This window comes from Anaerostipes sp. 992a, assembly GCF_001940245.1.
Lineage (GTDB): Bacteria > Bacillota > Clostridia > Lachnospirales > Lachnospiraceae > Fimousia.
In genome coordinates this window covers 481,805-496,939 of the sequence record NZ_MJIG01000004.1, presented here as the reverse complement: position 1 = coordinate 496,939, position 15,135 = coordinate 481,805, and the positions used below count along the sequence as shown (strand labels likewise).

At 39.7% G+C, this 15,135-nt stretch carries 16 protein-coding genes, 1 tRNA gene and 1 riboswitch; of the genes, 16 read left to right on the top strand and 1 reads right to left on the bottom strand.

Going from position 1 to position 15,135, the window contains the following annotated elements:
• Positions 1–231: 231 nt before the first annotated feature.
• From recA to BHF69_RS06635, 9 genes are all read left to right on the top strand, one after another.
• Positions 232–1,272, top strand: coding sequence for a recombinase RecA (gene recA, locus BHF69_RS06675; protein WP_075670268.1), 1,041 nt, complete (start codon positions 232–234; stop codon positions 1,270–1,272).
• On the top strand, positions 1,272–1,892 hold the full coding sequence (locus tag BHF69_RS06670; protein WP_075670267.1) for a regulatory protein RecX: 621 nt from the start codon (positions 1,272–1,274) through the stop codon (positions 1,890–1,892). Before recA ends, BHF69_RS06670 begins: the two co-directional genes overlap by 1 nt.
• 124 nt (positions 1,893–2,016) lie before the next feature.
• Positions 2,017–3,564: a ribonuclease Y gene (rny, locus tag BHF69_RS06665; RefSeq protein WP_075670266.1), complete on the top strand. Its 1,548-nt coding sequence runs from the start codon at positions 2,017–2,019 to the stop codon at positions 3,562–3,564.
• Positions 3,565–3,709: 145 nt separating this feature from the next.
• Positions 3,710–4,249 carry an NUDIX hydrolase gene (locus BHF69_RS06660; protein ID WP_075670265.1) on the top strand — a complete coding sequence of 180 codons (540 nt, stop codon included), beginning with the start codon at positions 3,710–3,712 and terminating at the stop codon, positions 4,247–4,249.
• Between the two features lie 113 nt (positions 4,250–4,362).
• Positions 4,363–4,887 (top strand): hypothetical protein, encoded by a 525-nt coding sequence (locus BHF69_RS06655; protein ID WP_075670264.1) that lies wholly within the window; start codon positions 4,363–4,365, stop codon positions 4,885–4,887.
• Between the two features lie 90 nt (positions 4,888–4,977).
• A complete protein-coding gene (locus BHF69_RS06650) occupies positions 4,978–7,059 on the top strand; it encodes an alpha-amylase family glycosyl hydrolase (protein ID WP_075670263.1) in 2,082 nt (693 codons plus the stop codon).
• Between the two features lie 62 nt (positions 7,060–7,121).
• Positions 7,122–7,235: riboswitch (FMN riboswitch) on the top strand.
• A 192-nt stretch (positions 7,236–7,427) separates the two neighbouring features.
• Complete coding sequence (locus BHF69_RS06645; protein ID WP_075670262.1) at positions 7,428–8,042, top strand: ECF transporter S component; 615 nt, start codon at positions 7,428–7,430, stop codon at positions 8,040–8,042.
• Between the two features lie 97 nt (positions 8,043–8,139).
• A complete protein-coding gene (locus BHF69_RS06640) occupies positions 8,140–9,033 on the top strand; it encodes a DegV family protein (RefSeq protein ID WP_075670261.1) in 894 nt (297 codons plus the stop codon).
• Between the two features lie 11 nt (positions 9,034–9,044).
• Positions 9,045–9,587, top strand: coding sequence for a beta-class carbonic anhydrase (locus BHF69_RS06635; protein WP_075670260.1), 543 nt, complete (start codon positions 9,045–9,047; stop codon positions 9,585–9,587).
• Between the two features lie 142 nt (positions 9,588–9,729).
• Here BHF69_RS06635 and BHF69_RS06630 read toward each other — a convergent pair whose 3' ends face one another.
• A complete protein-coding gene (locus BHF69_RS06630) occupies positions 9,730–10,122 on the bottom strand; it encodes a thioesterase family protein (protein WP_075670259.1) in 393 nt (130 codons plus the stop codon).
• Between the two features lie 164 nt (positions 10,123–10,286).
• On the opposite strand from BHF69_RS06630, the gene BHF69_RS06625 reads away from it, so the two are divergent.
• The 7 genes from BHF69_RS06625 (at position 10,287) to BHF69_RS06595 (ending at position 15,043) form a co-directional block, all read left to right on the top strand.
• On the top strand, positions 10,287–10,910 hold the full coding sequence (locus BHF69_RS06625) for a histidine phosphatase family protein (RefSeq protein ID WP_075670258.1): 624 nt from the start codon (positions 10,287–10,289) through the stop codon (positions 10,908–10,910).
• Positions 10,907–11,356 (top strand): DUF1700 domain-containing protein, encoded by a 450-nt coding sequence (locus tag BHF69_RS06620; RefSeq protein WP_075670257.1) that lies wholly within the window; start codon positions 10,907–10,909, stop codon positions 11,354–11,356. Before BHF69_RS06625 ends, BHF69_RS06620 begins: the two co-directional genes overlap by 4 nt.
• Before the next feature lie 45 nt (positions 11,357–11,401).
• Positions 11,402–12,568, top strand: coding sequence for a M20 metallopeptidase family protein (locus BHF69_RS06615; protein WP_075670256.1), 1,167 nt, complete (start codon positions 11,402–11,404; stop codon positions 12,566–12,568).
• Positions 12,569–12,633: 65 nt separating this feature from the next.
• Positions 12,634–12,706, top strand: a tRNA-Gly gene (locus BHF69_RS06610).
• Positions 12,707–12,807: 101 nt separating this feature from the next.
• On the top strand, positions 12,808–13,626 hold the full coding sequence (locus BHF69_RS06605) for an MBL fold metallo-hydrolase (protein ID WP_075670255.1): 819 nt from the start codon (positions 12,808–12,810) through the stop codon (positions 13,624–13,626).
• Positions 13,627–13,745: 119 nt separating this feature from the next.
• The gene (locus BHF69_RS06600; protein ID WP_075670254.1) at positions 13,746–14,180 is read left to right on the top strand and encodes an amino acid-binding protein; all 435 of its coding nucleotides are present in this window, start codon (positions 13,746–13,748) and stop codon (positions 14,178–14,180) included.
• A 23-nt stretch (positions 14,181–14,203) separates the two neighbouring features.
• A complete protein-coding gene (locus tag BHF69_RS06595; protein WP_075670253.1) occupies positions 14,204–15,043 on the top strand; it encodes a DUF5685 family protein in 840 nt (279 codons plus the stop codon).
• Positions 15,044–15,135 lie beyond the last annotated feature (92 nt).

Here is a 15,135-nt window from a genome sequence, read left to right as displayed (position 1 = left end):
AAGGCTGCAATGCAGTCATGCATCAGGGTGCAAAATAAATGAATGTAAAAAAATGGAAAAGCCATTGTGATAGAATACAAGGTGTGGTAAAATAAAGAGAGATGGAGTGAAATCGAACAAATTTTCGGCAGAACACTTGTTTTGTTTTGGGCTCTATGATATAATGAGAGCACTTAAGAGAAATGAAAGTAAAGGATTAGATTAAGCGAGATAGAAAAGGAGAATATAGATATGGCCAAGGAAGAAAAGTTAAAAGCTCTGGAAGCGGCAATTTCCAAATTAGAGAAGGATTATGGAAAAGGAGCCGTTATGAAGCTGGGAGAATCCGGTGCTAATATGAATGTGGAGACCATACCGACAGGTTCTTTAAGTCTGGACATCGCACTGGGCCTGGGAGGTGTCCCTAAGGGAAGAATTATTGAAGTATACGGACCAGAATCCAGTGGTAAGACAACAGTAGCACTTCATATGATTGCAGAAGTTCAGAAGAGAGGCGGAATCGCAGGATTTATTGATGCGGAGCATGCATTGGATCCGATATATGCGAAGAATATTGGTGTGGATATTGACAATTTATATATTTCCCAGCCAGATAATGGAGAACAGGCACTGGAGATCACGGAGACGATGGTTCGTTCCGGTGCTATGGATATTGTGATCGTAGACTCTGTTGCAGCTCTGGTACCGAAGGCAGAGATTGACGGCGAGATGGGAGATTCACATGTAGGGTTGCATGCACGTCTGATGTCACAGGCACTTCGTAAGTTGACCGCAGCCATTAGCAAATCAAATTGTGTTGTTATCTTTATCAACCAGCTTCGTGAGAAGGTAGGCGTTATGTTTGGGAATCCGGAGACAACGACTGGTGGAAGGGCTCTGAAGTTCTATTCTTCTATCCGTTTGGATGTCCGCAGAATTGAGACATTAAAGCAGGGCGGAGAGATGGTAGGAAATCGAACGAGAGTCCGTGTAGTTAAGAATAAGATCGCGCCTCCATTCCGGGAAGCAGAATTTGATATTATGTTTGGAAAAGGAATTTCTAAAGAGGGTGATATCCTCGATCTTGCTGCTAATGAGAATATTATCAATAAGAGTGGTGCATGGTATTCTTATGAAGGCCAGAAGATCGGACAAGGACGTGAGAACAGCAAGCAGTTTTTAAGAGAGCATCCGGAAATCATGGAAGAGGTAGAAGCTAAAGTGCGCGCAGTGTACAATATAGGCGGAGAAGCAGATGAAGCAGAAGCAACAGAAGGAAAGACTGAAGAATAATGACAGTTACGCAGTTAAAATTGGATGGAAAGTATAAGGTTCAGGTTGATCTGGATGGAGAATATGCCTTTTTTCTTTATCAGAAGGAACTGAGGCGTCTTTGTTTCAAAGAAGGAGATGAGTTAAGTGATCAGCTGGTAGAGGATATCTATCAGCTGATTCTTTTACCAAGAGCAAAGGATAAGGCATTATCCTTGTTAAAATATGGAAACCGAACCACAAAGGAATTAAGTCAGAGACTGGAACAGGCAGGATATCCGGCAATGATTATCCGACAGGTTTTGGGATTTTTAAAAGAATATAGATTTTTGGATGATAAAGCCTATGTACAAAGCTATATTGAGTTACATGGACAAAAGAAGAGCAGGATGCAGATGCAGCAGGAATTGGGACGAAAGGGAATTCCCAAGGAGATGTTTGAGCAGGCCTGGGAGGAACGACCAGAAGAGATGGAAGAGGAAGCATTGAAGGCTTTGATGCAAAAGAGAATGCGAACAAAAGGACCCGTTACCAAAGAGAATTTTCAGAAGCATTATGCCTTTTTTGCCAGAAAGGGATATCCATCTTCGATGATTATCGGTCTGCTAAGTGAGTATCGGGACCGTGAGGATTTTATCTGACGGTGTATTTTGGTAATCATTACTAATAAAAATGAACAGGTTACTTGACATAATTCATAAAAAAGTATAAAATTTATTTGTTGTACTGTTGTACAAACAATTGAATAAGGAGGTGGCCTGTAATATGCTAACAACTGTGATTGCCGTAATTATTACTCTGGTAATAGCTGTTCCTGTGTCCGTAATTTGTGGGATTAATCACCATAAGAAGTTGGAAGAGGAAAAGATTGGTGATGCCAATACCAAAGCCAGAGCGATTATAGACGATGCATTGAAGAATGCAGAAGCAACAAAGCGCGAAGCAAGCCTTGCAGTGAAGGAAGAGACCATTAAGGCGAAGAATGAGTTTGAAAAAGAGACAAAAGAGCGCCGGGCAGAGCTGCAGCGTTATGAAAAACGTGTTTTGGGCAAAGAAGAAGCAATTGAACGTAAGTCTGATGCATTAGATCGAAAAGAAGCATCTCTTGCTTCCAGAGAATCTAATCTGAATAGGCAGAAGGCAGAAGTGGAAAAACTTCAAGCGAAACATTTACAGGAACTGGAACGTATTTCTGGATTAACCTCTGAACAGGCAAAAGAATATTTATTAACTATGGTTGAAGATGACGTAAAACATGAGACTGCCGTCATGATTAAAGAGATGACGACAAAAGCAAAGGAAGAAGCATCTAAGAAAGCAAAGGAATATGTAGTAACTGCAATTCAGAAATGTGCAGCAGATCATGTTGCAGAGACAACGATTTCTTTAGTACAGCTTCCGAACGATGAGATGAAAGGAAGAATCATTGGACGTGAAGGACGTAATATTCGTACTTTAGAGACGATGACTGGTGTTGATCTTATTATCGATGATACTCCAGAAGCTGTTATTTTATCAAGCTTTGACCCAGTTAGAAGAGAAATCGCAAGAATTGCACTTGAAAAATTAATTGTGGATGGGCGTATTCATCCAGCAAGAATTGAAGAGATGGTAGAGAAAGCAACAAAAGAAGTAGAAGCAATGATGAGAGAAGAAGGTGAAGCTGCTACTTTGGAAGTTGGAGTACATGGTATTCATCCAGAATTGGTACGTTTATTAGGTAAGATGAAATTCCGTACCAGTTATGGACAGAATGCTTTGAAGCATTCTATCGAAGTTGCACAGCTATCAGGTCTGCTGGCTGCAGAAATTGGTGTGGATATTCGTATGGCAAAGCGTGCCGGATTATTACATGATATTGGTAAATCCATTGACCATGAGATTGAAGGTTCTCATATTCAGATTGGTGTTGATTTATGCCGCCGTTATAAGGAATCTCCAATTGTTATTAATGCTGTAGAATCACATCATGGAGATAGTGAGCCACAGTCATTGATTGCATGTATTGTTCAGGCAGCCGATACAATTTCAGCTGCAAGACCAGGTGCCAGACGTGAAACTCTGGAAAGCTATACGACCAGATTAAAACAATTAGAAGATATTGCAAATTCATACAAAGGCGTTGATAAAACTTTTGCAATTCAGGCAGGTAGAGAAATCCGTGTTATGGTAGTTCCAGAACAGGTAAGTGACAGTGACATGATTATTTTAGCAAGAGATATTTCTAAACAGATTGAAGCCGAGTTAGAATATCCTGGACAGATCAAAGTAAACGTAATTCGTGAATCCAGAGCAACTGATTATGCAAAATAATCATTTATGTGATGTCATGGATAGAAAAAGCAGCGATAGACATTTCGTCTATCGCTTTTCTTAACTATACAAGAAATCTCTAAAATTTCTTATGTAATAAAAATACTCATAAAAAATTTCTGAAGCCAAAAGATAGGAGGACTTTATGGGAGAATATAAGAGAATCAGACAGGAACTGATGTATCAGGGGAAAGTAGTTGGATTTTATAAGGATATTTTAAAACTTCCCAACGGAAATGTGGTTGAATGGGACTTGGTAAAGCATCCAGGAGCTGCTGCGATCATTCCAGTTCTGGAGGATGGAAGAATCATTCTGGTAGAACAATTCCGTAATGCATTGGGTAAAAAGACGTTTGAGATACCAGCAGGAGGTATTGAAAAAGGCGAAAGTGCATATGATTGTGTGTCCAGAGAAATCGAAGAAGAGACAGGGTATCGTTCAGATAACATTCAATTTCTGATTAAGGTCGTGACTGCTATTGGATTTTGTGATGAAACGATACCAATTTATGTGGCAAAGAATCTGATGAAGACAGAGCAACATTTGGATGAAGACGAAGAGATTGACTTAAAAGTGGTAACGGTAGGAGAAGCGGTGGAGATGATCTTAAATGGAACCATCGTGGATAGCAAGACGGTAGCTGGAATTTTGGCATATCAGGTAAGTCAGAAGCAAGATAAGTAAAGAAATCTGTTTTCTTAAGATTATATCATTGATTGTCATAAATCAATAGAATCTGCATATATATCAAATTGGGGCAGAAGAAATACTTGAACTCAAGAGATGAAGGAGAGACTATGAGCAGATATAAGAAAATCGGGTTGGCCGTTCTGATCGTAGGATTGGCAGCTGGTTCTATTGTGACGAATATGACATATGAATCGAACTATTATTTTCTGGCAGAATTAAATTTGAATCTGACATCAGCGGTAAGAGGAGTTCAGGAGAATATGATTCATTATGCGACCTATATGCTGGGAAAGAGACTAACTCAGATGATGCTGTTGGCAGTGGTCTTGAGACTCTTTGTACTGGAAGCAGTGATTGGCGTGCTGGGGTTCCTGGGATCCTTTTCCTTTGGAATGTTTTTTACCTATCAGCTTTTACAGACTGGAGGAAAGGGCATATGGATGATTTTTGCGGCAGTTTTTCCACAGTGGCTGTGCTATGGAGTGGCAGGATATTTCTGGATGCGTGGAGAATCAGATAAAGGAAAACAAAAGGCATATCAGAGTTATGTTTTTATGATCGTCATGTTTATCATTGGCATACTGATGGAAATATATGTAACTCCTAAGCTGATGATTTTGCAAATAAGTTGACGGAACATAGGTAATGATAGTATAATATGTACAAAGAAAAAGCATTTTTCTTTTAAAAAACTATGAAAAAACAATAAGGTGGGTGGTATTATGTCGTACAAGATTACAGAATTAGATGGTTTATTGAAGAATTTTGAAGGGGATATTGATGCCCGTATGAAACAGTACGAGGCAAAAAGAAAAAAATTATTAACGAAAGCAGATTCCTTAAAGGATTTTGCTAATGGACATGCCTATTATGGAATTCATAAGGCCGATGGCGGATGGTATTACCGAGAATGGGCTCCAGGTGCAGAAAAGATGTATTTTATGGGGGAATTCAATGACTGGAATCCAACTTCCCACCCAATGAAGAAATTGGACCATGGAAGATTTGAAATCTTTCTGGAAGGGGAAGATGCATTGTGGAATGGCTGTTTAGTAAAAGCAGTCGTAATTCATGATGGCAAGCAATTGGAACGAATTCCTACATATGCAACCAGAGTTGTACAGGATGAAGAGACGACTTTGTGGTGTGCACAGGTATGGGATGTTTATGCAGATTTTCCTTGGCAGGATGCAGATTTTCATGGAGAAGAGGTTCCGTTGATTTATGAATGTCACATTGGTATGGCTCAGAATAAATATGGAATAGGAAGCTATACGGAATTTCGCGATAGTACCCTGCCTAGAATTAAAGAATTAGGATATAATACCATTCAGATCATGGCTATTATGGAACATCCATATTATGGATCTTTTGGTTATCAGGTATCTAACTTTTTTGCAGCATCTTCTCGATATGGAACTCCAGAAGAGTTAAAATCATTGATCAATACTGCACATAAGATGGGAATCCGGGTGCTTTTAGATGTTGTTCACTCTCATGCGGTTAAGAATACCAATGAAGGGCTGAATATGTTTGATGGTACAGAATATCAGTTTTTCCATGGAGGTGATAAAGGAAATCACAGTGCCTGGGATACGAAACTGTTCAACTATGATAAGGATGAAGTCATTCATTTTCTGTTATCCAATTTGAAATTCTGGATGGATGTATATCATTTTGATGGATTCCGCTTTGATGGTGTTACCTCTATGATTTATAAAGATCATGGACTGGGAAGCAGCTTTGATTGTTATGATAAGTATTATAGTCTGAATACGGAATTTGATGCTTTAGTATATTTACAGCTAGCCAATGAGTTGATTCATGATATTAATCCAGAAGCAGTTACGATTGCAGAGGATATGTCTGGAATGCCGGGAATGTGTTTGCCGATCGCTGATGGAGGTATTGGATTTGATTATCGTCTGGCAATGGGAACACCGGATTTCTGGATTCGTACATTGAAAGAATGTTCCGATGAACAATGGGATGTATGGAAGATCTGGGGTGAACTGACAGGAAGAAGACCAGAAGAAAAGGTAATCGGTTATGTAGAGTCCCATGATCAGGCTTTGGTTGGTGATAAGACCATTATGTTCCGTTTATGTGATGCGGATATGTACTGGGGAATGGAAGTAGGGTCTCAGAACATGGTAGTAGACCGAGGTGTTGCTTTACATAAGATGATTCGTCTGGTTACACATTCATTATCCGGTGATGGATATTTGAACTTTATGGGTAATGAATTTGGACATCCGGAATGGATTGATTTCCCACGAGAAGGTAATGATTGGAGCTATCACTATTGCAGACGTCAATGGCATTTGGTGGATGATAAGAATCTTCGATATCATTTCTTAAATGATTTTGATAAGGCAATGATTGCTCTTTCTAAAGAGTATGATCTGTTGGAAGCACGTCCAAATAACCTTTGGATGGATAGCAATGGCAATATGCTGATCTATGAACGTGCAGGACTTTTATTCATCTTTAACTTCCATCCAACATGGTCAAAGGATGGATATTGGATTCCAACCCTGGAGACTGGTAAGTATCAGGTAGTTTTAGATACAGATGATAAGAAGTTTGGCGGCAACGGATTGATTTCTGAAGACTATATCTATGAAGCGAAAGAAGTAGAAGAAGTAAGAGAAGAGGAAGTTGTAGAGAAAGTTAAAGATCCAGATAAGAAGGGAGCCTTTATTGAGAAGAAGACGATCAAGAAGGTGACTCATACGAAGAAAGGATTCCAGTTCTATTCACCAGCACGTACAGGTGCGGTTTTGAAAAAACTGGATGACTAGTGGATTACCAGAAAACTACTTTACAAATGTGAGTCTGTGAGATATAATTATAATCGTTAATTTAATATCTTCGGGGCAGGGTGTGATTCCCTACCGGCGGTATAGCCCGCGAGCATATGCATGATTCGGTGAGATTCCGAAGCCGACAGTTAAAGTCTGGATGAGAGAAGAAAGTAGAAACTGGTGTAAATTAATCTCGCAGGAGAAGATTTCTATTGTAGTGATTATGAATAAATATTAGCCCTGAATATTTTATATTCAGGGCTTTTTGTTACATTAAAATTTTATATGTAACAAAAGTACATCAAGAGGATTTGACAGTTTCTGCCTTTATTTCTTGAGATATTTCGAAGAAATAATAAGAGGAGATGGAAGAGATGACAAACAGAAAAGAGAAAAAAATTAACGTGAGAACAATTACAATGACAGGTTTATTTGGAGCATTATCTGCAGTATTGATGATGTTTAGTTTTAATGTTCCATTGATGCCAAGCTTCATCAAAATGGATTTTTCAGAATTGCCAGCATTGATCGCAGCATTTTCCATGGGACCATTATCTGGTGTTATGGTATGTCTGGTAAAGAATCTGATCAATCTGATGTTTTCCACCACGGGAGGAGTTGGAGAATTATCTAATTTTATTTTAGGATGTGCCTTCGTAATGCCGGCTGGTTTAGTTTATAAAAAGAATAAGAATAAAAAGTCAGCATTTGTCGGGGCGTTGCTGGGAGCCGTTATAATGGCAGTATTCAGCGTATTCTCCAATTATTTTGTAGTATATCCAGTATATACCATGTTTATGCCGTTGGAAGCTATTTTAGGAATGTATCAGGCTATTTATTCTGGAATTGATAATCTGTTAGAAGCGTTGATTATCTTCAATATGCCATTTACCTTTATTAAGGGAATGTGCAGTGTGTTAATCACCTTCGTTATTTATAAACATATTTCACCAATTATTAAGGGAACCAATAAATATTAAGAATAATGGAAGGCCTCATTGCTTTTTTGCAATGAGGCTTTTCTTATGGGGTAAAATGTGATACTATTTTCTTAAGTAGTTTTTTAAGGAGGGTAACATGGCGGTTAGAATTATTACAGATGGTGCATGTGATCTAGAGACAGAGTTTTTAAAACAACATGATGTTACATGTATACCGTTTTATGTTTCATTTGATGGGGAAACGTATAAAAAAGAGAAGGTTGAAATTGGGGTTAGAGATTTTTATCAGAAGATGAAGGATGAGCCAGGAGTGTTTCCAAGAACGTCTCTTCCGGCAGTGAATGATTATATAGATGCAATTGAGCCATTGTTAAAAGAAGGAGATGAAGTGATCTGCATCTGCTTTACATCACATTTAAGCGGTGCCTATAATGCAGCATTAAATGCGAAAATGATTCTGGAAGAGGATTATCCAGATGCCAGATTAAGCATTATCAATTCTTTATGTGCAACTGTTACGCAGGCGAGTTTTGTAATGGAAGCAGTACAGATGAGAGAGGCTGGCATGCCGTATGAAGAGATTGTTTCTAGATTAGAAGATATGAAGGAGGAAGCTAAGATTTTCTTTACGATCGAAAGTCTGGATTATCTGATTCACGGAGGACGAATTGGGAAGATGGTAGGGCTTGCCGGGTCAGCATTGAAACTAAAACCTCTGATCGTTCTGGATAAAGGGGAAGTAACCAGTGGAGGGATTGCAAGAAGCCGTAAAAAATCAATTGCCAAAGTGATTGATTTGATGACAGACTTTTTCACCAAAGGAGGTCATAAGATCAATGATTATAAAATTAATGTAGGTTTTGGATATGACGAAGAAGAGGGAAAGGCTTTTTTGGAAAAAGTAAAGCAAAAAGCAAAGGAATTGGGATATGAAGAAGAGATTCCACTTCTTCAGATCGGTGCCACTATTGCAGTCCATACAGGACCAGGAGCATTGGGCATCGGAGTTGTACCAAAATGTAAGGAATAAGGAGCATAAGTATGATTCAGGAGATTTTAGAATATAATGAAAAGTTTGTAGCGGAAAAGGGTTATGAACAATATCGAACCAGTAAATATCCAGATAAGAAGATGGCAATCCTATCCTGTATGGATACACGTCTGACCCAGCTGCTTCCAGCGGCATTGGGAATTAAAAATGGCGATGTGAAGATCATTAAGAATGCAGGAGGTGTGATTTCCCATCCATTTGGAAGTGTGGTCAGAAGCTTGCTTGTGGCTATTTTTGAACTGGGTGTCCAGGAAATCATGGTCATTGGTCATACGGATTGCGGAGTTCAGCATATCAATGCGGATATGATGATCAAATGCATGAAGGAAAGAGGCGTGACAGACGAACAGATCGATATGATGCATTATTGCGGTGTTGATTTTGAAACATGGCTAAGTGGATTCGATGATGTGGAAAGTTCTGTACACGAAACAGTAGAGCTTTTGGAAAATCATCCGTTGATTCCAGATGATATCATAATCTATGGATGTGTGATGGATTCCGTTACGGGAAAGCTTACTCATATAAAATAATGAGTGTGCCCCGGAAGGGCATTGTTGTATAAAAAATACGCATATTCTTATGTAATAAAAAGAGCCTGCATAAACAGAAAAGGTCGGATTGATAAAATCCAACTCCTGTCTATGCAGGCTTTTTATTTGATACAGGAAGCTTTTATGCCTCAAAGCGTGCTTTGGCTTTTGATAAAAACTTTTTGGAATCTACGATAAAGCGTTCATGAGTGCAATATCCGGCACGGCCGCTGGCATCTGTGATTTCCACCTGAAAAGCCAATCGCTTACGATCGATTTCTACAAGACAGCATTCACAGGTTATGGTCTGTCCAAGAGGGGTTGCACTGAGGTGTTGAATATTCAGGGCGGTTCCAACTGTTGTCATGCCTTCATCCAGCTTACCATCTAAAAGGGCTACAGCAGCTTTCTCAACTAATAATCCCATGGCAGGCGTTGCATAAACCGGAAGGCTTCCGCTGCCCCATGTATCTGCGGTATGTTGCTGGTCTACTTCTTCTGTTAGTGTAATTCTGTCTCCGACTGATAAATTCATAATAATCGCTCACTTTCCTTTATAATGCTAGTATGTATTGACTAAATTATAACAAAGGATATTCCTTTTTTCCATAAAAAAATAATTTTTATATGAATTTGTGTTATAATAAAACGAACTATAGATGTAACTTTAGAAATGAAATCAATGACAGGAGATAAATCATGAAGATATATATGCTGCGGCATGGACAGACAGACTGGAATGTACAAAGGAAAGTACAGGGAAGTGCCGATGTGCCGCTCAATGAGAATGGAAGACAGGTGGCTGACGAGATAGCCCATGTACTTGGACAGATTTCTTTTGATCGTATTTTTTCAAGTCCTTTGGTGCGAGCAAAGGAAACAGCGGAATATGTAGCTAGATATCAAAATCAGGAGATTATCCTTGATGACCGATTAAAAGAGATTGATTTTGGAGCTTATGAAGGAATTACGGAAAAGGAATTAAAGGAAAGAGGAATCCCATTTCAGGATATGTTTTTCCTCCATCCGGATCAGTTTCAGCCGGCACCTGGAGGAGAGACGATTATAGATACGGTGAATCGTGCGAAAGCGTTTTTAAAGGAGATAGTGGAACCGTTAGAAAAAGAGGCAGATAATCTGTTGATCGTATCCCATGGAGAGCTTCTTCATGCGATGCTGGTCTTTATGCTGGATCGTCCACTTAGCCAGCTATGGGGAGAGAGAAAGACAAGAAATTGTGAGACTCACATTGTTTCTTTTGAGGATGGCCAATATCATCTGCTGGAAGAAGCCAGAGTATTCAGGAAAGGAGAAGTGCTTTGAATAAACAACAGTTTTTAAATGAATTACGTCAGTGTCTGGATGGAGAAGTGTCTCCACAGGTGATTCAGGATAATCTTTCATATTATGATCAATATTTTCGGGAACAGATGGCATCCGGAAAAAGTGAAGATGAGATTGCAGCGGAATTGGGAAATCCCATACTGACAGCCAGAACGATTATTGATGCAGCTTCTGCAGAGGAAGGAAGCTACTATGAGGAAGCGATTTATACGGAGGATGGAGAAGAGGCTCCACATTCTCAGGAAGGATTCCATACGGAGGTTCATTCTTTTGAACTTAAGTGGTACCATAAGCTGCTGTTCGTGCTCATCATTGTGGCAGTCGTATCGTTCATCTTTACGATTACAAGTGCAATCTTGTCTTTTGCAGCACCTATTCTATTAGTTGTGCTGTTGATTTATCTGATACGGAGGCTGTTTCGTTAACTATGGAAGCGGTGTTCTTAAAATGAAGATGGCAGGTGAGAAAAGATGTTAGACATTCATAAGGAAATAGGGGAGCTGGAATCGGAGCTGATCCATCTTCGAGAAAGATTTCATCAGTATCCGGAGCTGGCCTGCAGGGAAAAAAAGACAACGGAGATGATCATTGAGGAGTTGATCAGACTTCACATTCCATATGAGCGATTGGAGCCAACAGGAGTCGTAGGGTACCTGGGAAAGAGGGGAGGAAAGACAGTCGCTCTGAGGGCGGATATTGATGGCCTTGCAGTGACAGAAGAGACTGGACTTTCATTCCAGTCAAAGATTTCCGGACAAATGCATGCCTGTGGACATGATGGACATATTACCGGGCTATTGGGAGCGGCAGCGGTATTGAAGAAATATGAAGAACATTTAGATGGATGGGTCAAGCTGATTTTTCAGCCAGCTGAAGAGAATAGCAAGGGAGCCAATCTTGTTATTTCTCAGGGGATCATGGAGGATGTGGATGAGATTTTTGGGGTACACATCTTCAGCGATCTGGAATCCGGAAGAATTTCCATCGATCCAGGGCCAAGGATGGCAGCTACGGATCATTTTACGATTACACTGACAGGAAGAGCCGGACATGCGGCAAAGCCGCATCAATGCATCGATACTACGGTGGTAGCGGCGGCTCTGGTCATGAATCTTCAAACAATCGTGAGCAGAAGGATGAATCCCATTGAGGATGCAGTGCTGACCGTTGGACGCCTAGAGTCTGGGACCGCATACAATGTGATTTCTGGGAAAGCAGTATTGGAAGGAACAGTGCGGACCTTTTCTGTAGAGACAGAGCAGATGATAAAGGAGTCAATCATACAGGTGGCAAAGGATACCGCAAAGCTTTACGGAGCTAAGGCGGTGGTGGATTATCCGCCATCTACCCATCCACCATTGATCAATGATTTGGAAATCGCCAGACGAGTATATGAAGGAGCGAAGAAAGTATTCTTACCGGAGAACTTAAAGCCTGTTCCTCAGATCATGCTAGGTGAAGATTTTGCCAATTATCTGATTAAGACAAAAGGAGCCTTTGCATTCGTAGGTGGTGGCAAGACGTTCAAAGGAAAGCAATATCCAAATCATCATAATCGATTTGATTTTGATAATGAAGCTTTATTAAATGCATCAAAAATATATATTATTTATATAATTAATACAATTTGGTGTTGACAATGAAGAAAAGCTGTGTTATTATGGACAAGTGCTTGAGAGAAGTACAGAATATAACATAGTTTGCGCGAGTGGCTCAGTTGGTGGAGCACGACCTTGCCAAGGTCGGGGTCGCGGGTTCGAGTCCCGTCTCGCGCTTTTTCATTAGAGACATTCATTAGAATGTCTTTTTTTGTTGTATAAGAACTTTCTCGAAGAATAAATGATTTTCCAATATGATATTAGATGGAGGGACTGGGATGCTGATACAAAATTTGATTGAAAACAGCTGTAAGATAGAAGGACTGGTACCAGAGCATGGGTTAAGCTTCTATGTGAAATTGAATGGTAAGAAGGTACTATTTGACACTGGTGCCAGTGAGCGTTTTATCCAGAATGCCAGGAAACTGGGGATTGATTTATCCCAGGTAGAGATTTTGATCATTTCTCATGGGCATTACGATCACACAGGCGGCATAGAAGCGTTTATGGAGTGTAATCAGAAAGCAGATATTTATATGCAGAAGGCAGCAGCAGGAGAATTTTATTCCATAAGAGAGACGGGGAATGCTTATATAGGAGTTCCAGAGGAGGTCAAAAAGAGCAAAAGAATTCATTTTTTAGAGGGAGACGTTATCATTGATGAGAATCTGTCCTTGTTTACCGGTGTGACAGAAAGGAAGCTTTGGCCAAAGTCCAATACTTCATTAAAAGAAAAACATGAGGGAAAGCTTGTGCAGGATGCCTTTACCCATGAACAGAATCTGAAGATCACTTATGGAGAAAAAGAGATTCTCATGTCTGGATGTGGACATAGTGGAATTGTCAATATTATGGAAAAGTACCAACAGCTATATGGAAGGTATCCAGATGTAGTCATTGGTGGATTCCATCTGACCAATCCAAGAAGCGGAGAGATGGATAAAGAATTGGTAGAACAGATTGGCAGAAAGCTATTGACTTATGGCGCGGATTACTATACTTGTCATTGCACAGGGGAAGAGGCGTTTGTCTTTCTAAAACAAATAATGGGAGAGAAGCTGCATGGAATTTCAACAGGAGAGAAAATTATAATTTAGTAGGAAAGGTCTTCACCTCTATAGTAAATAAATGATTGGAGAAGAAGCAATATTCGTTGACAAACTCGGAAGAACCAGTTAAGCTGAGAAATGTGGAATTGATAAAAGGAGGAAGAACAATGTATATTAAGCAGTTAAATGTATTTATTGAGAATAGACATGGCAAGCTGGAGGAAGTATATTCTATTTTGGCAAAGAAGGATATTAATGTTATTTCCACTACGATTGCTGATGTCAGCGAATATGGTTTGATCCGTATGGTAGTGTCTGATCCTGCATTGGCAAAAGAAGCTTTGATGGCAGAAGATTACAGTGCATCCCTTACCGATGTACTGGCAGTGAAGCTTCCAAATGAAATCGGCTCGCTTCAGAGAATGATCCAGGTGCTTACTTTTGGCGGCGTAACGATTTCTTATTTATACACTATGGCAACTGGAGAATCTTCTGCATCTATGGTGGTAAAGGTATCTGAACCGGATCGTGCATTGGAAGCATTGGAAGAGAATGGATTTCAGGTGTTTAGCGCAGAAGAGGCATATGCTATTACAGAATAATAAAATAGAAATGAGTGATCGGAATGTTTGGCTATATTACCATAAATCAGATGGAATTGAAGGTCAAAGATTATCTGACCTATCAGGCATATTATTGTGGTATCTGCCAGTGCCTGAAGAAAAGGTATGGACAGCGTTCTAGACTGGTCTTAAGTTATGACATGACTTTTGCAGCCATGCTTTTGCAGGGATTATATGAGCCAGAAGAGAAGAAAGAAAGCATTCGTTGTGTCTTCCATCCTGGAAAGAAGAAAATGGTCATTACATCGAAAATGAGTGATTATGCGGCAGATATGAATCTGCTTCTGGCATATCACAATTGGGCCGATGACTGGGCTGACGATAGAAGTATAAAAGCGTTGCTGGCAATGAAGCTGCTGAAGCGGTCGTATGATAAGGTTGCGTCTACTTATCCAAGACAGCAAAAGAGTGTAATAGAATACATGAAGAAGCTGGCAGTCTGTGAAGAACGCAGAAGTGATAACATCGATGAAGCAGCTAATCTGACAGGTGACATGTTTGGAGAAATTTTGGTCTGGCGCGAGGATGAGTGGAGTGATACCTTAAGGAAACTGGGATTTTCTCTTGGGAAGTTTATTTACTATATGGACGCATATGACGATTTGGAAGAAGATCAGAAGCATGGAGGGTACAATCCACTGCTTTCCGTATCGGAAGAAACAGCAGAGGAGATTCTAAAGATGATGATGGCCGAGGTGGCCCAAAGCTTTGAATATCTTCCGATTGTTGAACATGTAGAAATTTTAAGAAATATCATTTATTCTGGTGTTTGGATAAAATATTGTCAAATTAAGAAAAAGAGGCAGGAGGCTGCTGAAGAGAAGAAAAACGAGGCGGAGTAATCCGCCTTTTTTGTTACATAAGAAATTCGAAGAATTTCTTATGTAACAAAATGCTCACGATTTGTGTTCACACTTTTCACATAAACATATGA